The sequence below is a fragment of the Negadavirga shengliensis genome (genome assembly GCF_042652345.1).
Taxonomy (GTDB): Bacteria; Bacteroidota; Bacteroidia; order Cytophagales; family Cyclobacteriaceae; genus Negadavirga; species Negadavirga shengliensis.
The window spans coordinates 1-19,425 of the sequence record NZ_JBHSJJ010000019.1 but is presented as its reverse complement, the minus strand read 5'-3'; the positions used below and the strand labels follow the sequence as shown (position 1 = coordinate 19,425).

Annotated in this window: 16 protein-coding genes; 9 read left to right on the top strand and 7 right to left on the bottom strand. The window is 45.7% G+C overall.

All coding sequences use genetic code 11. From position 1 onward, the window contains the following. Window position 1: 1 nt before the first annotated feature. The 6 genes from ACFPFU_RS22715 (at window position 2) to ACFPFU_RS22690 (ending at window position 7,107) form a co-directional block, all read left to right on the top strand. Window positions 2–1,102, top strand: a complete 1,101-nt coding sequence (locus ACFPFU_RS22715) for a glycoside hydrolase family 10-like protein (protein WP_377068479.1) — start codon at window positions 2–4, stop codon at window positions 1,100–1,102. A 182-nt stretch (window positions 1,103–1,284) separates the two neighbouring features. After that, window positions 1,285–3,015, top strand: coding sequence for an FAD-dependent oxidoreductase (locus ACFPFU_RS22710; RefSeq protein ID WP_377068478.1), 1,731 nt, complete (start codon window positions 1,285–1,287; stop codon window positions 3,013–3,015). A gap of 78 nt (window positions 3,016–3,093) precedes the next feature. Further along, a complete protein-coding gene (locus ACFPFU_RS22705) occupies window positions 3,094–3,747 on the top strand; it encodes a flavodoxin family protein (protein ID WP_377068476.1) in 654 nt (217 codons plus the stop codon). 287 nt (window positions 3,748–4,034) lie between these two features. Next, window positions 4,035–5,231: a S8 family serine peptidase gene (locus ACFPFU_RS22700; RefSeq protein WP_377068474.1), complete on the top strand. Its 1,197-nt coding sequence runs from the start codon at window positions 4,035–4,037 to the stop codon at window positions 5,229–5,231. 147 nt (window positions 5,232–5,378) lie between these two features. After that, window positions 5,379–5,612, top strand: coding sequence for a transposase (locus ACFPFU_RS22695; RefSeq protein ID WP_377068472.1), 234 nt, complete (start codon window positions 5,379–5,381; stop codon window positions 5,610–5,612). Between the two features lie 289 nt (window positions 5,613–5,901). Beyond that, window positions 5,902–7,107 carry a DUF4221 family protein gene (locus tag ACFPFU_RS22690; RefSeq protein ID WP_377068470.1) on the top strand — a complete coding sequence of 402 codons (1,206 nt, stop codon included), beginning with the start codon at window positions 5,902–5,904 and terminating at the stop codon, window positions 7,105–7,107. A gap of 76 nt (window positions 7,108–7,183) precedes the next feature. Here ACFPFU_RS22690 and ACFPFU_RS22685 read toward each other — a convergent pair whose 3' ends face one another. Beyond that, window positions 7,184–7,777 (bottom strand): hypothetical protein, encoded by a 594-nt coding sequence (locus tag ACFPFU_RS22685; protein ID WP_377068468.1) that lies wholly within the window; start codon window positions 7,775–7,777, stop codon window positions 7,184–7,186. Between the two features lie 210 nt (window positions 7,778–7,987). Between ACFPFU_RS22685 and ACFPFU_RS22680 the strand changes: the two genes are divergently transcribed. Together ACFPFU_RS22680 and ACFPFU_RS22675 are read left to right on the top strand one after the other, a co-directional pair. Continuing rightward, the gene (locus ACFPFU_RS22680; RefSeq protein WP_377068466.1) at window positions 7,988–8,269 is read left to right on the top strand and encodes a type II toxin-antitoxin system TacA family antitoxin; all 282 of its coding nucleotides are present in this window, start codon (window positions 7,988–7,990) and stop codon (window positions 8,267–8,269) included. Beyond that, window positions 8,266–8,757, top strand: coding sequence for a GNAT family N-acetyltransferase (locus ACFPFU_RS22675; RefSeq protein WP_377068464.1), 492 nt, complete (start codon window positions 8,266–8,268; stop codon window positions 8,755–8,757). Before ACFPFU_RS22680 ends, ACFPFU_RS22675 begins: the two co-directional genes overlap by 4 nt. A 22-nt stretch (window positions 8,758–8,779) precedes the next feature. On the opposite strand, the gene ACFPFU_RS22670 is transcribed toward ACFPFU_RS22675, so the two are convergent. Next, a complete protein-coding gene (locus ACFPFU_RS22670; protein WP_377068462.1) occupies window positions 8,780–9,367 on the bottom strand; it encodes a MiaE family protein in 588 nt (195 codons plus the stop codon). Between the two features lie 240 nt (window positions 9,368–9,607). Continuing rightward, on the bottom strand, window positions 9,608–9,913 hold the full coding sequence (locus ACFPFU_RS22665; RefSeq protein WP_377068460.1) for a hypothetical protein: 306 nt from the start codon (window positions 9,911–9,913) through the stop codon (window positions 9,608–9,610). 94 nt (window positions 9,914–10,007) lie between these two features. Between ACFPFU_RS22665 and ACFPFU_RS22660 the strand changes: the two genes are divergently transcribed. Then, on the top strand, window positions 10,008–11,237 hold the full coding sequence (locus tag ACFPFU_RS22660; protein ID WP_377068458.1) for a glycosyltransferase family 2 protein: 1,230 nt from the start codon (window positions 10,008–10,010) through the stop codon (window positions 11,235–11,237). 207 nt (window positions 11,238–11,444) lie between these two features. On the opposite strand, the gene ACFPFU_RS22655 is transcribed toward ACFPFU_RS22660, so the two are convergent. The 4 genes from ACFPFU_RS22655 to ACFPFU_RS22640 all read right to left on the bottom strand — a co-directional run bounded on the left by ACFPFU_RS22655 (window position 11,445) and on the right by ACFPFU_RS22640 (window position 19,392). After that, window positions 11,445–13,091: a glycoside hydrolase family 88 protein gene (locus ACFPFU_RS22655; RefSeq protein WP_377068456.1), complete on the bottom strand. Its 1,647-nt coding sequence runs from the start codon at window positions 13,089–13,091 to the stop codon at window positions 11,445–11,447. Window positions 13,092–13,301: 210 nt separating this feature from the next. Beyond that, window positions 13,302–15,512 (bottom strand): DUF4954 family protein, encoded by a 2,211-nt coding sequence (locus ACFPFU_RS22650; RefSeq protein WP_377068454.1) that lies wholly within the window; start codon window positions 15,510–15,512, stop codon window positions 13,302–13,304. A gap of 19 nt (window positions 15,513–15,531) precedes the next feature. Further along, entirely contained in the window at window positions 15,532–17,367 is a 1,836-nt protein-coding gene (glmS, locus tag ACFPFU_RS22645) for a glutamine--fructose-6-phosphate transaminase (isomerizing) (protein WP_377068452.1), read from the bottom strand. A gap of 687 nt (window positions 17,368–18,054) precedes the next feature. After that, entirely contained in the window at window positions 18,055–19,392 is a 1,338-nt protein-coding gene (locus ACFPFU_RS22640) for a hypothetical protein (protein WP_377068450.1), read from the bottom strand. Between the last annotated feature and the right edge of the window lie 33 nt (window positions 19,393–19,425).

Here is a 19,425-nt window from a genome sequence, read left to right as displayed (position 1 = left end):
TATGAAGAAGCTTTTTTGGATGATCCCTCTTTTCTTTTGGATGGCGTTGGTACTCAACAGCCGGCAAACCATAGCCAAACCTCCTATTAGGGGCGTATGGCTAACCCATTTGACAGGCGATGTATTGGCTTCCCGGGAAAACATCCGGGAGGCGGTGTCTCTCTGTCAGGCCAGCGGCATCAATACCGTTTTTGTCGGCGTCTGGAACAATGGATATACCCTCTATCCAAGTGATGTGACGTTGCAGTATTTTGGAGAAACAATTGACCCCCGGTACAGAGGCAGGGATCCTCTTCATGAATTGGTGGAGGAAGCCTCAGCAGCGGGAATAGCCGTGCATGCCTGGTTTGAATATGGATTTGCTGCATCGCATCAACAGGAAGACGGAGGAAAAATCATCCGGAAATTTCCGCATTGGGCAGCAAAAGATATCGAAGGCAACCTTCTGACCAAGGACAATTTCCAGTGGCTGAACATATTCCACCCTGAAGTGCAGGCCTTTTTACTACAGCTGATTTTGGAGGTAGTGGATAAGTATGATATAGCCGGTATACAGGGCGATGACCGGCTTTCCTCCCTGCCTTCCACAGGTGGATATGACGATTATACCGTTCATCTGTATAAAAGGGAACATAAGGGCAAAATTCCACCAGGTGACCATTTGGAGGAAGGCTGGACACAATGGAGGGCTGAAAAACTACATGCGTTTCTGAGAACGCTGTTCCATAAAATAAAATCAAAAGACAAAAACATGTTGGTTTCCATGTCTCCCCATGTTTTCCCTCGGAGCAAGGGAGAATACCTCCGGGACTGGCCTACCTGGGTCGAAAAAGGTTGGGTGGATTATATCATTCCACAGATTTACCAGGACCAAGGGAAGGATTATGAAACCGTTTTTTTGGAAAATCTCGACCGGGTAAGTGCAAAAGACAGAAGAAAGTTTCTTCCCGGCGTATGGATCAAGACGGATGACTACCTGATCCCGGATGCGTTGTTGGAGGAAAATGTCCGTTTCCACCGGGAATGTGATATAGAGGGGGAGGTTTTCTTTGTTTATGAAGGCCTGCTTCTCAAACAGGCTTTTTTCAAGGATTACCATTAAGAGTTTGAAATCACGTCCGGAGGAAAAAATCAACTTTGAGTCAAATAACTGGAATAAAATTCAAAAAATAAGAATGATAGAAGCGAAGGCCTGTTCCCGTGCTGACGGATATTTTTATCATCGGCAAGTTGAATGGGAAACCAGGCTGGAGGATTAGGCGCTTATCATGAACGATTAAAAATATGGATAGAAGAAATTTTATAAGCAGGATGGCTTTAGGAGGAGGTGGCTTGGCCGCAGCTTCCGCATGGCCTTTGTCTTTACAGGCGGATCAAAGGGGTAAAACCGTCAGGATCCATGAAAACGGCAGAAAGTTTTCCGCCGATGTTGTCATTGCAGGGGGTGGGTTAGGAGGCTGTGCAGCAGCTTTTGCGGCGTTGAGAAATAACCTCACGGTGGTGATGACCGAAGAAACGGATTGGATAGGAGGGCAGCTCACACAACAGGGGGTGCCGCCGGACGAACACCGATGGATTGAAACCCACGGTGCGCCTGAATTGTACCGGGCTTTTAGGGAGGGGGTAAGGGAATACTATCGCAGGCATTATCCCCTTACGGAAGCAGCTGCAAATGCTCCCCGCTTGAACCCCGGAAACGGATCTGTTTCCGCACTTTGCCATGAGCCCAAAGTTGCCTTGCGGGTACTGGAAGAAATGTTCGCACCTTATGAAAGCGCCCGTAAATTGCTGGTTCTGAAAGAATACAAGGTGATTGATGCAGAGGTCCAAGTAAATAAAGTAAACTACTTGATTGCTAATTCATTAAGATCAAATATTACTTGCCAGCTTGAAGCCCCTTATTTCGTGGATGCCACCGAATTAGGGGATCTGCTGCCACTTACAGGTACCGAGTACGTAACAGGTACGGAAGCCAAATCGGAGACCGGTGAACTGCATGCGGCGGCAACCGCCCGGCCCAATAACAACCAGGCCTTTACGGTTTGTTTGGCGATGGATTATGTCAAGGGTGAGGACTGGACCATCCCCAAGCCGGAGGAGTACGGTTTTTGGAGCCGTTACCGACCTGAAATGACACCGCCTTGGGCGGGGAAGTTGCTTGAACTGAATTATTCCGACCCCAAAACCTTAAAGCCAAAAGAGCTGGGATTTCATCCGGAAGGTATTTCGACAGGAGATAAACTGAACCTTTGGAATTACCGCAGGATCCTTCACAAGGACAACTTCGAAAAAGGTTTTTACCAGGGCGACGCCACCATTGTCAATTGGCCCCAGAATGATTATTTTCCCGGCAATATTGTGGATGTCAGCGAGGAGGAATTCAAAAAGCACGTGGAAAGAGGAAAACAACTCAGCCTTTCCCTGCTTTATTGGTTGCAGACAGAAGCTCCCCGTCCGGATGGAGGGAAGGGCTGGCCGGGACTGCGGCTGCGGCATGACCTGATGGGTACGGAAGACGGCCTGGCCAAGTACCCTTATGTAAGGGAGTCGAGAAGAATCAAAGCTTTGTTCACGGTACTGGAAGAACATGTAGGAGCCCAGCAGCGGTCGGAGGTATCGGGTTTGGAAGGAACCGGTCTCAAGGCCGCGGATTTTTATGATAGCGTGGGCATCGGCTATTACCATATTGACCTTCATCCCAGCAGCGAGGGGGATAATTACATCGATTTTGGTTCCCTTCCCTTTCAGATACCCCTCGGTTCCCTCATTCCCCAAAGGATGGAAAATCTGTTGCCCGCCAACAAAAACATAGGCACCACGCACATTACCAACGGTTGTTATAGGCTCCACCCTGTGGAATGGAGCATTGGGGAGGCCGTAGGGATGTTGATTCCCTTTGCCATGGAAAAGGGAGTATCCCCCAGGCAGGTGCGGGAAGACAGCTCTCTGCTGACCGCTTTTCAGTCGTTTATCCAATCACAGGGGATTGATACCGAATGGCCCAAAGACCAATGATGGTAAATGAATTTTTTGGGTATGGCGTTTGTGGTGAAAACCTAGCGCTCGCATGTCCCATCAATAAACCGACAATTTATGGAACTGAAAGTCCTATTCTTAAACTGTACTTTAAAGAAGTCCCCGGAGACGTCAAATACGGAAGCCCTGATCAACAAATCCGTTTCGCTGTTCAAAGAATATGGGGTGGAAAGCCAGGTCATCAGGGTAGTGGACCATCATGTCGCTTTTGGAACTACCTCTGACGAAGGGAATGGAGATGAATGGCCGCAAATTTTAGCGGAAGTTAAGAAGTCAGACATCCTGATAATTGGTTCGCCGGTCTGGCTGGGTGATAAGTCTTCTGTTTGCAAGATGGTAATCGAACGGATCGATGGCAGTACTGCCGAACAGGATGAGGAAACGGGACAATATCCTTTGTACAATAAAATCGGGGGCGTACTGGTGACAGGAAATGAGGACGGCGCAAAAAAAGTCTGTGCTGATGTGCTCTTCTCGCTTAATCATTCGGGCTGCACCATTCCTCCCAATTCCATGGCCTATTGGGTAGGCGATGCCGGTCCCGGCCCCAGTTATCTCGAAGGTGGAGGTGATAAGCATTTGTTTACCAACAAGAATTTGAGGTTTCTGGTAAGCAACACGGTTTACCTGGCCAAACAGCTTAAAGAGAAGCCTATTACCACCAATTTACATAAGCTTACAGAGGAAGCTGAGCAGGTAAGCGAAAGTTGACGCACAGGAATTTTTTTCAATCTCTTTTAAAAAACTTTTGACCACCTTTCTCAAACTTGGGCTTCGCGCAGGTTAATTCCGATAGCGCATCAGGACAGATAATCCGTCTGGACTTATAATATCAGCATATATTTTATATTTTTTGTGTAAAAAACAATTTTTTTTAGGCATTTGTAATCATCAATATTGTATGTATTGTTATTATAAATTATATTATGGTATAATTTCATGATATTTTAATTTAAACGGATGTGCCTATGTATGTTAGCTTTACTGAAAAAACGAAAATGATCTTTTTAGCGGCCATTTTCACGGGCTTAAGTTCATGCCAACCGGATGTATTTGAAGAGACAGAAAAAGAGGACCAGTCGGTAGAGACAACCGTTTCCGGATTACTCGAAGGGCACTATATTGTCGTGCTTAAAAGGGATGCGGTCAATGCACGCATACAATTACACGGTGACCACAAACAACGGACGGAGGATATGAAATCGGCCATCGGTCCCCTTTTAAGGAAAGCGTTGATTGCTGAAGCGTCTCTCGAACATGTATACAGTTCCAGTATATATGGTTTTTCTGCTCCACTGAATAAGGATATGCTGGATAATCTCATCAAAGATCCCGAGGTGGCATATATTGAGCAGGACCGGATCATTACTTTGGCTCCTCCGTGGGAAAGGGGAGAAGAAGATGCCGGAACCGGACAGGAAGCGCCTTATGGAATTAACAGAGTGGGGGGAGCGGTAGATTTTTCCGATTGTAACCATGTGGCCTGGGTGATCGATACCGGAATTGATTTGGATCATCCGGATTTGAATGTGGATGAGTCGCGGGGATTCAATGCTTTTACCAAAGGACGCGACTCCAAATCCCTGGATGATGGTGACGGGCATGGAACCCATGTAGCCGGCATCATAGGGGCTATTGACAATGAAATAGGTGTGGTGGGTGTCGCTGCCGGTGTCACGGTAGTACCCATAAAAGTTCTTGACTCAAAGGGTAACGGGACCTATTCCGGGGTAATAGCAGGGGTGGATTATGTGGCGGCGAATGGTGAACCCGGCGATGTGGCCAACCTGAGCTTGGGCGGGCCCGAATCTGCGACATTGGATCAGGCTGTGGTGGAAGCTGCAAAAAACGGCGTTATTTTCTGTGTGGCAGCGGGTAATGACGCGGATGATGCCGACAACTATTCGCCTGCACGTGCGGAAGGGAAAAATGTCTATACGATTTCCGCTATGGACAACAATGACACCTGGGCCTCCTTTTCCAATTTTGGAAACCCTCCCGTGGATTTTTGTTCTCCCGGTGTAAGCATCAGATCCACTTGGAAGGGTGGGGCTTACCGTACCATCAGCGGGACATCGATGGCGGCTCCCCATGCTGCCGGTGTATTCCTGGTTTCGGGAGGCAATTATAAAACGGATGGTGTGGTCAAAAATGACCCCGATGGATTTGATGATCCCGTTATCGTTCACAAATAGATGCCGGTCTTATTGATAGAAGCACTACGGTTAAGTCAAGTAGGGTTTCCGATCGCCCCGATTAGTTCCCTAAATGCCCCCAGATGTCCACGGATTGCACGAATTAACACGAAGTTGGATTTTTGATTTAAAAGCCGTTCAATTAGGGTGGTTGAGCTCAGCTCCCGGATTCCCTGGGAAGATCTGGTAGGAATATTCAACAAACGTAATCCCTCTAAGCAGACGGGAAGGCCTACCCTTAACCCACGTGTGCTGATCTGTGCGGTGATCATCAAGCACGTCCTCAACCTTGACGACCGTGAGACGGTTGCCCAGATTACCGAAAACATGTATCCCGCACAGCGGGACAAATTATCCAGTATTTTCTTGGCTACGGAATGAACCGGATCAGGGCCAGGCTCAGAAACACCAGCCAATCGTGGATCGCCTCTATCTTATTAGTGTTAATTAGTGTAGACCTGTCCCAGCCTGCTTCGGGATTAGTGGACAAAAAATCGTCGAGATTTCCGTTAATTTACATTTGACGCGACACTACGCTGTTGAAAAACCGGATATGGCTTGATCGGCGTCTCTTCCTTCCGGTAAAAATATTCTATTTATTTATTAGTTGGGTTGTAGGCGAATTGGAGATTAATAACTATATTGATAATTCCACTAATCTGTTGCTGCTATGATAAGAACGCCGGGATGTGAAATCCTTCCTTTGTTTTTGAACAAACTACCTGTTTTGTTTTACGTTTTGCCCGTTTTATGCTTGTTCTCTTTTGCAGGATGCCGTTCCAATGAATCCGCCAGTGTATCTTCCGGAAACCTGCAATTGATCAACGCTGAAAAAAATCTTGCCTTGGGCATTGATGAAGAGACACCGAATTTCAGTTACGCCGGTATCCGTTATTTCAGGGGGGAGAAACCCTGGTTATTCAGCCTGAACGAAGGGAAAAACGAGATACAAATGTTTGACCTGCAGGAACAAAAATTGCATAAAAGGCTGCAATTTGAAGTGGAAGGTGACAAGGGAGTAGGCCACGTATTTGGGTTTCATGTCCATAACCTGGACAGTATATTTATTTTTCCACAATTCAAAGGTGAGATTTTTATAACCGATACTTCAAAATCCATCAAAAACAAACACACCTATAGTGTCCCGGATTTTCATACGCCGGCATTTGTCTTGCCCGATTCCCCTCCGGTACTTCAAAGTGGCCAGCGGCTGGTTGTCAGAACCAGGCCTGAAGGGAACTACAATGAATTGAAGGACGAAGAGCTATCTACCAGACACCTCGCATACACCATTAACTTAAACAATGGCGAGAGTGGTTTGCTTCCCCATTTTTATCCCAAAGGCTACCTGGCCCAAGGTCCCAGGATTTTTGAATTCAGCATGGCCGCATCCCCCCAAAAAACGGTGTATTCGTTCTTTGCAGACCACCGGCTGTATTATTCCACCTCGGATACCGGGGAATTAGAGGAGGTATATGCCCGGAGCAAATACCTTCCGGATGATTTCGCCAACCGTCCGCTATCTGGCACTCCTTTGGAAAACATGCAGTATACCTTTGGATCCAACCGGTATTCAGGCATTATGTATGACCCTTACCGGGAGGTGTTTTACCGGTTTTGTTATCCTGAAGTGGAGATAAGGGACCGGGAAGAAGGAATGCAGCTGCGGGGATTCCCGAAAAAGTTTTCCATTATGGTTTTGGACAAAGACCTGAACATATTGGGAGAGACCCTGTTTGATAAACCGCATTACGTTCCCCACAATGCCTTTGTGGCCGAGGAGGGACTTTATATTTCCATCAACCACCCCGAAAACCCGGATAATCAGGAAGACTATTTTGCTTTTGCTTTGCTTGTTTTGGAGGAAGGGGAGTAGGTTTTGGTGTGCTTTGGTGCTGAGGTAGGAGGGGTATTTTTGGTTGAGATTATACCTAAAAAGGAATTCGGTAACATTACTTTACCGTAAGCGTAATTTCATCAAAATAGATTTTTCCAGTAGTCCCACTGAGCATTCCTAAATTAACGCTAATGTTATCTGCTTCGGAAGGAAAGTTATCCAGGGTGATGATGATGGGCGTCCAATCAAAATCACCCTCCAAGAATGAATAACTATCGGACCCAGCGGATCTTCCTTGGGTATTTCCTTTGCTGTCACTCTGAGGAAATATCCGAAATGAGATATAAACTCTGGGAGAGGTGGGAAATACACTGCTTATATTTTCTCCCTTGAGGAAAGCTATGAGCTCTAAGGTACTTCCCTGGGCAGGCATTGGACCCGAATAGGTTTGTGTCCAGGATCCGTAGTTGAGATTGACGCTATCCCGGTTTTCTATGAACAATGATTGAATTCCAGTCATAAAAACTTCTTTGCTCACCCCTAATTCGATACCGTCGGATTTATTCGCAGTCCAGGGGAAAACCGAATCGTGGGATAAAGATATATGGGGGTTCAACATCAATTGGGTCCCTGGAGGAAGGGTGTCTTCATCTACACATGCCATTAGCAGAAGCAATAAGAGCGGCCCGAGAGAAATGTTTTTAAACATAAAGACTCAATTAGTTGTACTAATGTTTACGGATTTCCGAGATGACGGTTTTTATTTTTTCAATGCAGGAATTTCCTGTGAGAAAAATAAAATGTAATATCATTGTTTGTTTTGGAATAGAAGTGGTTTTTACGGTTTTGTGTAATTTGAAATGTCCGTACAAATTCCGTACATTTGTCGTATAGAAGATCAAAGTTAAATGAGATGAAGATGTCTTTGAAAAAGGAGGAACGGATTGAGATTCGCGTTTCAGTTGAAGATAAAGAAGTTTTTAAAAAAGCACAAGAACTTAGTGGGGATAGGACTTTTAGCGGGTTCATTATCAGGATACTAAGGATGCAGGCTGAACGGATTATTTCAGAAAGAGATAAGATCATTGCCAGTGATAGGGATAGAAAGATTTTTTTCGACACAGTTTTTGGAGACCAGGAACCTAATGAGAAATTAGTAGCTGCGGCTAAAAGGTATAAATCAAGATTTACCGCAAAGTGAAGGTAGTACTTTTAGACAAAAGCCATACCCGGAGTAAATTTAGTTGCGAAGAGGAATCACTGTCGGAATATGTCCGAAAGCAAGTAAGTCAGGATATAAAAAAAGGACTGGCAGCGTGCTTTGTGGCGATAAATGAGCACAAAGAAGTCATCGGCTATTACACGCTATCCAGTGAAAGTCTTGGCAGGGATAGCTTGCCTGAACACTATCGGAAGAGGGTTCCGAAAAATTACCATGTTCCCGTGATTCTGCTAGGACGGCTAGCGAGGCATCTGTCCGAAAAAGGAACCGGGTTAGGAGAACATTTGCTAATAGATGCCTTAATTCGGAGTTATAACTTATCCAAGCAAAGTATAGGAGCAATGGCTGTGGTCGTTGATCCCATCAATGAAAAAGCCGCTAAATTTTATTCGAAGTATGGATTTGAACTTCTCCCCGATAGCGGAAAAATGTTTATTTCCATGAATGTTATTGCTAAGATTGTTTGATGTAACATCAACTAACCTGTTTTCAATGCAGCGCAGCCCTGACGGGAAGGTTTTTGATGACTTCTCCCTCGAAGGCCATCATCTCATGCAGCCGGTCATAGACGGTTTTCTCCTCAAAATATTCCAGGGCCAATTCCACGAAGATATTGCCATGTTTGGCTTCCGAGGTCCACAGGGTTTTGTAGAATTTTTTCAGGTCCTCATCCTCCTGCGCTTCGGAGACCATGCGGAACCGCTCACACCCACGGCATTCCACGATGGAGCCCAACAGCATCCTGGAAAGAAAACGGGATTCATGGGTGCCTCCATGGGTGAGGGGCATGAGCTGTTTGATGTAGGGGTCTTCCTGCATCTCCCTGTTCAAGGCCACGCCTCTCTTCTGCATCAGTTCGAACACCTGCTGAAAATGCTCCAGTTCCTCAATCGCCGTGGCGATCATATCCGGGATGATTTTTTCCCGGTCCGGATATTTGGCAATCAGGGAGGTGGCCATAGCAGAGGCTTTCCTTTCGCAGTCTGCATGGTCCTGTAAAAAAGCATCGAAATCCGTCATCACGGCATCCAGCCATTCCTGAGAAGAGGGTATTTTAAGGTCTATAGAATATTTCATCTGTTTACAATTGTTCCTTAATTGTCATATGGAATCTCGCATGATAGATAATCATCTCTCCGTGTGACGATCCCGTCATGCTCGATTTCATATGATTATAATTGTTTTTTTAGCGGTCACATACTTGCGTGTCGTAATGCACTTCAGTGTGCAGGCATGGAATCTCGGTTTTTCCCTCACCCCCGGCCCCTCTCCCTACCGGAGAGGGGAGACAATATTGAAATGCCCGGTTCCATGTGTTTATAATTTGTTCTTTATCAGCCATAAGCTTGTCCCGAGGTTGAAATAACCTATCTTAGCCAGCCCCAGCCAGCCCTGGCCTGCCCCTGCCTGCCCCGAACTTGTTTCGGGGAACTTGCCCCGGGATTGGTGGAAAACTATTTGGTTCTGAAGCTGTGGCTTCCTTAAAAACCACAGACGCAACCAAACCCCATTCCCCAACCACGACAACAATGAGAACAATGACAACCACGAGAATAATGACAACCACGCCAACCAAAACGCCCCCTCCTCATCCCCTCCAATTTTCACAACAGCATCATCCACGGGCAAATTTAGTATTTCTTTTCAAAAAAGGGGAAGGTGCTTACCTTTGTTGCCTAAGTTTAAATACCGCCTATGAGCGTGTTTGCCAAATAGCATGAAGGAACTTTTAAAAACCTATACCCACCGCTTCCAGGTAAAAGCACCTTATTTTTCTTCCCATCCCCGCAGGGAGCTTGGACTGATTATTGCCATCCCATCTTTCAAGGAACCGGATATTTTGCCTACGCTCCGTTCGCTGGCCTCCTGTGACAGGCCCAAAGGAAGCGTGGAGCTGATCATTACCATCAACGCCTCTGATGGATCGGAGCCGGCCCTATTGGAAGCCAATGAAAACACCTTCCAGCAAATCAATTCATGGCGCATCACTGAAAAGCCTGATTTTATGGAGGTTTTGGTGATCAGGGAAGAGCATTTGCCAAAAAAACATGCAGGAGCCGGGTGGGCCAGGAAAATAGGGATGGATGAAGCTTTCAGGCGCTGGGCAATGTTGGAAAAAGACGGCCCGATCCTTTGCCTGGATGCGGATTGTACCGTGTCAAAAAATTACCTGACAGCGGCGGAAGCCGTTTTTAATGATCCTGATATCGACCTCGGGCATTTTGAATTTGAGCATTTGCATGAGAACGAGCAGGATGAATCCCTTAAAAAAGGCATTGTTCAGTATGAATTGCACCTGCGGTGTTATGTACAGGGACTGCAATGGGCGGGATATCCCTTTGCGGTACATACGGTCGGGTCCTGCATGGCAGTGAGGGCATCGGCTTATGCCAGGGCAGGGGGGATGAACCGCAGGAAAGCGGGGGAGGATTTTTACTTTATGCATAAGTTGTTGCCGGTCAGTAATTTCCGTTACCTTGGAGCCATCGTCTATCCATCATGCAGGGTTTCTGACCGCGTGCCTTTTGGCACAGGCAGGGCCCAACTGGAATGGAAGGCCAATGAAGGGGAGAGGCTGAGCTATGATCCCAGGGTGTATAAATTACTGAAAATTCTGTTTGACAAAGTACCTGAATGGTATGAAAATGAAGTGGATGTAAAGGGGTTTCCTGAAGTCATGCAGTTGTTTTTGGATATAATAAAACTGCCTGGTGAAGTGGAAAAAATGAAAGCCCAATCCAGGAGCAGGGTGGTCTTCATGCGCAGGTTTTGGCAATGGATGGATGGTTTTATGGTGCTGAAATTCACCCATTTCCTAAGGGACCAGGCTTTTCCCAACTTACCCGTATTTTTGGCCGCCCGGGATCTTTTGGATCAAATCCTCGCTTCTGATCCCTGTTTTTCTGTGGATTCCCGATTGGTGAAACTGGTCTCATGCCAAGAGTAAAATGACGGATATCTCGTCGATTTTTTGTCCACTAATTCCACTAATTAACACTAATTTTATGGAAAGAACCATGTAATTGAAACAGCTTTTCAATTCTCCTTTTCGTGCTAATTAGTGCAATCCGTGGACATCTAGAGAACCAATGGGAGCGACCGAAATCCGACATTTCATACCTGACTCAACACTAGCTAATACCTTAACGCCGGATCAATTGCCCTTATTGGATGGGCTTAAGGTAAGGTAAACCGGTTCGTTGGCTTTGGCGCGGATATCAATACCCGCTATCAGTTCTTTTCCGCTGTAATTCCGGGTTTTGTTGTCCTGCTCAAAGTGAAGCCGGTAAGTCTGCTCTTCCTTTACCGTAAACCATTCGGGAAACTGGTTGATCCTGGGATAGTCCAAGGGCAGGTTGAAAATCCCCTGATGCCTGGGATGGTCAAAATGTATTTTGCCTGCCCAATCCGCTTCGGGGAAAATGGCCATTTTAAGACCGTCACCGTCATTGATAGCGCCGAAGTAGACCGCTTCACTCCAGGGTGACAAAGTGGTGCCCTGCGTTTTCCAGAGGCAGTACATGATGGTGGTCCGGGCAAAGTTGCCATCCCCATGCCATCCCTCGATGATGCCGGTATTTTGATAGGCTTCAGCGTTGGCCCTATGGGCTGAATCCTGCATGCCCCACATCACCTGTATCTGGCTGTCCACCCAGTTGCTGGCCTCGTTTACTTTTTCCCTGTTGTACAGGTTCAACGCACTTTCTATGGCATCGGCATAGCCATCCGCACTTCCCCTTTCCCAGTCGTAGTATTCGTAGTGATTCAGGTTATTCAATGCCCGAAGCACCGCATCGCGATAAGGCCCGTGCCCATCCAGCATGTATACGGAATAGTAGGCATTGTAGGTGTAACCCCAGGTATCTGCAATCCCCGCATCCAGTATTTCGCCTGTAATGGGATTGACCTGATTGTAGAATAATCCATGTTCATCGGTTCCCACCTCCAATATGCGGTCCAGCATGTCATAAATGGGTTTTCTGTAGGCCTCCTTCTTTTCCACATTGGCAAAGGCAGTAGTAAGGTACAACTCACACAGGCCGGAAATGATCTCGCAGCCATGGTCACGGAGACGGATGAGATCTTGGTCCCGGGTAGGGTGGTTTTCTCCCAACAGGTAAAAATCACCCAGCCGGATGGCCCAGTCCAGGTATTTTTGCTCTCCCGTCATCCAATAAACCCTGGAAAGTGCCTGCAACAGTTCACCGTTTACCTCTACGTTGTAGGAAGGAATGTGGCCGAAGGGGCTTTCATATTCCGCATTTTTCCAGATGTCATCAAGAATATCGATCATGCGCTGTGACCACGCTGTCTTTCCAATATATTCGGTCAACGGCAGAAGGCCATCCTTCACATACTCTGAGGCACCAAAAATGATCTCGTCTTTTCGGAGATTCTCTGCCATGAAGCCTTTTTTGGAAAATGACCAATCATCCGGCAGCCGGTCCCAACGGTTGGTGAGCCGTTGTTCCGTTTCGAGAATGGCCTTCATTTTTCCTTCATACAAATCCCTGTCGAGGAGGGCCGCGGTCAAAACCATAAAGGGATAGTTATCCGCAGCGGCGTCCTTGGCATTCCAGAAATCCTTGGATTCGTGTAGGTTTCGCGGGATCAATCCGGTTTCAAGATCCGCATATTCCAACCAGGAGTTCACAAAATCCAGGCAACGGCTAAAGCCCTCATGGGCCAGATACCCGTTTTCAAGGGCATCCTGGAATAAAGGATCAAGCGGTTTCTCCTGTTGACAAGAGGTGAAAAAAAGAATACAAATGACACTGAACAGTAGGAAAGGCTTCTTCATGGTTTATCGGTGAATGGGTTTATGGTCAACCTTTGGGGTTATTTCAATTCTGGTTAAAGTGGTGTAGTTGAAGCAATAAGGATATGGTGGGTACGCATAAAATTAAAATTTTAATTTTGTCCTGTAAGAAATATCCATTCCATAATTTGGTGATTTTCATGGAATGTAAAAATATAAATTAAAAAACCGTATACAAAAAAAACACAAGCCCTATTTCAGGGCCTGTGACCATTCTTTTACCTTCCGGATGTAATTTTTGCAGTCCATCTTTTCTTCAGCTATAAAAGGATTGTCGTCCAATCCCCCAACGATTTGGTCCCTCTCTTCATCTGAAGCATATACCATGTTTCGGAAAGGGTTGTCATAATCCTTTTTTCTCGAAGCATATACCTGGTCGGATAACCATTGCCGGAAAGCAAGGGTTTCTTCCATGATATCCTGCCATGTTTGGAGAGAAAAAGTTTGGCCCTGGTCTTTCAGGAACTGGTTCAAAATACACAGGGCGTGGCTGGCTTTATTCCGGCTATAGGCTTTGGATACAGCTTGGTATCCTTCATGTATACCGTCCCATCCCGTGATGTTTCCCGCTTTGATGTTGTGGATAAGCTGTTCCAGCTCATTGTCAGGAATGAGTTGGCCACCCACATTGGACCAGGTCAGGCATTCATTCTTTGAAGAGATAAGACCGGATAATCTCTCCCAACTCATGTCTTTTTCTTCTTCCAAGTATTCCAGGCTGCATTTTACCGCATAATATTTGATGAGGCTGACATAAATGGACCAGGCCTGGCTTGCTTTGATAACCTGAACTTTCCTTTTGCTGTTTTCCCAGCCATGGATGAAAATCTCCAATCCTTCCAGCAGCTCACTTTGGTTTTTCAGCAGCTCCGCGCCCTCACGCCTTGCCCGCTTGTGGGTAATTTCCCCTGGGTTTTCCTTTTGCTGTAAATAACTTTTTCCGGTTTCGGTTTCCAAAATCCCGATGGCCCGGTATACCTCAAAAATCGTATCGGGAGCCAGGTAATCAAACTCCAATAGCTGGATTTTCTCCGTTCTTTTGTCCCTGTCTTTGTACTTCCATGCATTCCTGGCCAATGCATACATGTTGTATAGAAACCAATAAGCGGGCATGACAACCAGCCGGTTCTGGTAGACCTGGTTGCTGATAAGGGAAAAAGGCAGGGGGATGTCCAATTCAGCGGGATAATCCCCTTTGGCCAGGATATTAAAGCTGGCAAACCTGGAGTTGTGTTTCAGACTGACACACAGGCCCGGCCAAAACCCTCTTCCGGCTATGAGTTCCCCGTCCGCACCTCTTGAATTGTGGTTAGACCCTACCGTGGCTCCGGCAGCCATGTTGCTCTGGCCCATCACCAATGCCGCGCACAGGAAGGAGTTGTTGTGATGCTGTTCGTGGGCAGGGAAAATCAATGAATTCAACACCTCGCAACAAGAGATGGTGGCATTGTTGCCCAGGTAACTGTTGATCAGCCGTGCACCGTATTTGAGTTGGGAATGGGATGCCATCACAAACCGGACGGCCTTCACACCATAAAATATGGTGCAGCCTTCGCTGATGATCCCGTTGACCATTTCGCATCCCTCGCCAATCTGTGTACTGGCTTCAGCGTCTGAATGGATGGTCAGGTTTTTGAGTTTGTTGGCCCCTTTGATATAGGCATCGGATCCGATCCATACATCTTTGATGATCAGGGTGTTTTTGATGATACAACGGTCGCCTACTTTGCCGTAATAACCCCTTTTGCTGTCAAAAGCCTTTTGGGTAAAATCCAGCAGCTTTTTTTGAAGCTCCACATCAGTTCTGAACCTGGACCAAAGCCAGGCGTCGCCGGGCAACATGCCGCTGAAAGGGGCCACCTTTCTGCCAGCATTTTCATTGCATACCTCCAGCCAGATCCTTATATTTTCCTCTTCGCCCTCTTTGACTATGCCATTGCCGAATTTGGCGTGGCTGGTTGTGGCCATTTCATTCACATTCACCAATACCACATCATTGCCCAGGATATAGTGGGACAGGTAATTCACATTGTCAATGACCACGTTATCCCCGATGTCACAACTGATGATGGTGCTGTTATAGATCCCTACAGGCATGCGCAGGTTGTGGTATTCCAGGTAGCAGGGTTCCAGTTTGCCCAACCGTACCAGACCAAAGAACTTGCAGTTTTTGACGAGCTCGGGGTTGAAGGCGTCGGATACCAGGATTTTGTTCCAATCATCCGATTGGTTCCGGTTTCTTACCAAAATCTCAATCTCCTGGGCATTCAGTTGACGGTAATTGACACCGTTTCTGTTTTGTATGTTGCGCAGATAATATTCATCTTTCCCTTCGGGAAGAAATTTCTCCTGGATAAACCGGTAGCCCAACGAGGATAATGGATGCCTTGTTATCTGGTTCATGGTAATGGTTTTAAAAAAGTCATTCTACGGTAACGGATTTGGCGAGGTTTCTGGGTTTGTCCACATCAAGCCCTTTAGCCAACCCGATGTAATAAGCCAGCAGTTGCAAAGGAATCACGCCCAACATGGGGGCGATCAGTTCATCGGCGGCTGGGACGGACATGGTATCATCAGCAATCTCAGTGAACACCGGATCATCTTCGGTGATCACGGCCACAACCTTTCCTCTCCGGGCTTTTATTTCCTGGGCATTGCTGACGAGTTTTTCATGATAAGCATCTTTTGTGGCCACGAAAACCACCGGAAGCGTCTCTTCCACGAGGGCGATGGGGCCGTGCTTCATTTCGGCCGCAGGGTATCCTTCCGCATGGATGTAGGAAATCTCTTTTAGCTTGAGGGCGCCTTCCAACGCCACAGGAAAATTGAAACCCCTGCCGAGGTAGAGAAAATCGGTTGAATCTTTATATTTTTCGGCAAGTTCCTTTATCCGGGAACTGCTCTCAAGTACGGTGGCCACTTTTTCGGGCACCATGTGAAGTTCATTGATCAGGTGGGTGTACCTTTCCATGCCGATGGTGCCTTTGGCATAGCCCAACTTAAGGGCGATCATATACAGGACAGCAAGCTGGGCGGTGAAGGCCTTTGTGGACGCCACACCGATTTCCGGGCCGGCATGGGTATGGGCTCCCGCATGGGACACCCGGGCGATACTGGAGCCTACCACATTGACGACGCCAAAAATAAAAGCCCCTTGCTCCTTGGCTTTGTCTATGGCTACCAGCGTGTCAGCCGTTTCCCCGCTCTGCGAAATGGCAATGATGACGTCACCTGTTTGGATCACCGGATTTCTGTAACGGAACTCCGAAGCATATTCCACTTCTACAGGTATCCTGCACAATTCTTCGAACACATATTCCGCCACCAATCCGGCATGCCAGGAGGTGCCACAGGCCACCATGATGATGCGGCGGGCGTTGGTCAGCATATCCAGGTTGTCGTCCACCCCGCTCATGCGGATGGTTCCGGCACTGGCATCCAGCCGGCCTCTCAAGCAATCGAAGATGGTGGTGGGCTGCTCAAAGATCTCCTTCAACATAAAATGGTCAAATCCGCCTTTTTCAATGGCAGCAAGCTCCATATCCAGCTTGGTGATAAAAGGCGTCACTTTCTCATTTCCGAGGTTTTTGAGGATGAGTTCATCCGGTTTGACGATGGCGATTTCATAGTCGTTGATATAAACCACCTCTTTGGTGTATTCTACAATGGGAGAGGCGTCCGATGCCAGAAAATGCTCTCCTTTGCCAATGCCGATGACCAGAGGGCTTCCCTTTCTGGCCGCGATAAGGGTGTCGGGATTGTCCTCATCGATCAAAATGATCACATAAGCCCCCACTATCCTCTTTAGAGCGATCCGGACCGCTTCCTCCAGGGATCCGTTGTGGTGTCCGTGGATGTCTTCGATGAATTTGAGCAACACTTCCGTATCGGTGTCGCTCTCGAAATGGTACCCTTTGTTCTGGAGCTCCCGCTTTAATAAGGCATAATTTTCAATGATCCCGTTATGGACCATGGCCAGTTTTCCGTTGGAGGACCGGTGGGGGTGCGCATTTCTGTCAGAGGGCTCTCCGTGGGTAGCCCACCGGGTATGCCCGATGCCCGTTAGGGCGTGAAGGTTTTTCCCCAATAAGGCCTCCTCCAGTTCGGCGACTTTTCCTTTTTTCTTGAAAACCTGCAGCCCGCTGTTCAACAGGGCCACTCCCGCACTGTCATATCCTCTGTATTCGAGTCTCTTCAGTCCTTTTAAAATAACAGGGTATGCTTCCCTGGGACCGGTGTAAGCAACAATTCCACACATGGCGCTAAATCAAAATAATATTCGTAAAAATGACTTCTATTTATTCCGGGACGAAAATTAGTCAAATAATCACAAGATTCACAAAATGTGATTTCAACTACAAAAAACCAAAAAAAGATCAAGCCCCGGTTTTTAATGTTTTTTTTAAAGGATCTATGGTTCCTTGTTTTATAATTTAATAAAACTACAATCCGGAAAAGAGGTATTTTGATAATCTAAATTTACTTTTTGAATGAATGCGATAAACACAAAGCACTTTCCGGGAAAATATTTTTTGATAATTCCGTAAATTTTTCTTTAATATTTTTCCATATGGACAATCGATGTCCGGTTCGTGTGCATTTTGTTTAATGGAGATCGGTCTTTTTGGGCTAAGCCTTGAAGGGGTGTAGGTAGCTATCTGATAGGAGGATTTTTCTATTTAGAACGGGATTCTTGCCAATAGGAGGGGAGTGGCTGGTAGCGGGCATGCTGCTTGTGGTTCTGGATGCTTTCGAAGACCTCCTTTAGCCATTTAAGGTTATGAATCCATGCTTTCCTATTACCTCAAATCACAACCTACAATCCAGTGAACCGCCAAGTACAGCCAGCCCCGAACTCGCTTCGGGGAGACCTGTACGTACGGTGGTGTGATAGACTCAGCCTGAGCCATTTGGCTCAGGTCGGACTCGATTACAGGCTGGCTTTCTATTTTTTGATTTTCCTATCAGGAAGAGGTTCAACATCGTTTATATCATTTTGGATTCCTTGTTCTCTATATTCTGAAGCAATATTTACTTGGATAATTTCTCGTTCATCCTTCCAATAAATAATGCTCAAAAAAGCAATTGCTAACTGAACCTTTAGGTCTTGGTTATCAGGTTCGTTTTCTAAATTCCATTTGTCTTTAATCGCCTTATTATCTTCTTTATTGATGTCAATAATTGAAGCATAAATTTTCAGCCCTTCATTGATACAATTATTTAATTGCAATTCTTCTTTTTCGTCTTCTTTTAAATCTTTGTGTTCAATTGCTGGCAAATCATATTTTCGAAGAATAAACAATATGTCCTGTGAATTATACTCGGTCGATGGAATGTATTGAATGTATCTTTTGAAATTACTTGCATTAAGAATTTCTTCTAATTGAAAGTTAATATTCACACCAACGATTATGATATCACTGGAGTTACCTACAATTTTGTTTAATGCAATAAGTATGTTATCCTTATTAAGTAAGTACCTTTTTGTTCTCGCTATTAAAAATGAGTTGGGGATTAATCGTTTAACTTTATTGTTTACTATTGCTCCTGCAAATACTGTATCATAATTCAAATGATGAACATCATTGTCAGTAAATGCCGATTTTGACATTAAAGTAATTTCTCCATTAACACTCAATTTGAGTTCACCTTTAGAATGTTCCTTGTCTTTTGCTACAAAGATCGGTTTGTAAACATCAAAAGCATTTGATATTATTTCGTTGGATTTAGAATAAAAGTTTCGGATTTTTTCCTCAGACAATTCAGCATTTAATTTTTGCCGTCCGATTTTTCCCTTTATTGCTTTTTTTAAGTCATTGATGAACAAAGAAAAATCTTCTCTTTTAGTTTCCACTAGTTGTTCAAATTCGAGCTCTACTATTAATTCTTTGTTTGCAAGTATATTATTTAAACACTTTTCAAAAAAAGAAATACTATCGAGCCAACTGCTCAGCTCTAAAACATCATCAGGAAGATTTGGTAAAGCTGTAAAGTCTTGATAGATGTAGTATTTATGAAGAGAGTACTGTCTTAAAAACAAGATTGTAATATAGCAGCATATCCAATAGTTAACTTGTCGTCTGTTCCCTAAATTGTCAAGGCCAGGAAAGTAATATCTTAAATCTATTGGTGTTCTATGTTTAAATTCATTTCTGAAATACTCAAACCAAAAAAAGATTTGTGTCATTGTGTAATCGGTAATTACAACTGCACCACTTTCGGTAAATAAGACTGCACCATATTTGGCAACAGGAATGCACCACCAATAATCCCTTAGGGGCATGCCCCTAAGGGATTTGGTACTATTTTGCTAGTC

Bases quoted from the DNA above. Each gene is read 5' to 3' on its own strand.
- ACFPFU_RS22660 (WP_377068458.1), top strand. From the start codon at position 10,008: ATGAAGGAACTTTTAAAAACCTATACCCACCGCTTCCAGGTAAAAGCA.
- ACFPFU_RS22715 (WP_377068479.1), top strand. From the start codon at position 2: ATGAAGAAGCTTTTTTGGATGATCCCTCTTTTCTTTTGGATGGCGTTG.
- ACFPFU_RS22670 (WP_377068462.1), bottom strand. From the start codon at position 9,367: ATGAAATATTCTATAGACCTTAAAATACCCTCTTCTCAGGAATGGCTG.
- ACFPFU_RS22705 (WP_377068476.1), top strand. From the start codon at position 3,094: ATGGAACTGAAAGTCCTATTCTTAAACTGTACTTTAAAGAAGTCCCCG.
- ACFPFU_RS22680 (WP_377068466.1), top strand. From the start codon at position 7,988: ATGTCTTTGAAAAAGGAGGAACGGATTGAGATTCGCGTTTCAGTTGAA.
- ACFPFU_RS22710 (WP_377068478.1), top strand. From the start codon at position 1,285: ATGGATAGAAGAAATTTTATAAGCAGGATGGCTTTAGGAGGAGGTGGC.
- ACFPFU_RS22650 (WP_377068454.1), bottom strand. From the start codon at position 15,512: ATGAACCAGATAACAAGGCATCCATTATCCTCGTTGGGCTACCGGTTT.
- glmS (WP_377068452.1), bottom strand. From the start codon at position 17,367: ATGTGTGGAATTGTTGCTTACACCGGTCCCAGGGAAGCATACCCTGTT.
- ACFPFU_RS22655 (WP_377068456.1), bottom strand. From the start codon at position 13,091: ATGAAGAAGCCTTTCCTACTGTTCAGTGTCATTTGTATTCTTTTTTTC.
- ACFPFU_RS22685 (WP_377068468.1), bottom strand. From the start codon at position 7,777: ATGTTTAAAAACATTTCTCTCGGGCCGCTCTTATTGCTTCTGCTAATG.
- ACFPFU_RS22700 (WP_377068474.1), top strand. From the start codon at position 4,035: ATGATCTTTTTAGCGGCCATTTTCACGGGCTTAAGTTCATGCCAACCG.
- ACFPFU_RS22690 (WP_377068470.1), top strand. From the start codon at position 5,902: ATGATAAGAACGCCGGGATGTGAAATCCTTCCTTTGTTTTTGAACAAA.
- ACFPFU_RS22640 (WP_377068450.1), bottom strand. From the start codon at position 19,392: ATGCCCCTAAGGGATTATTGGTGGTGCATTCCTGTTGCCAAATATGGT.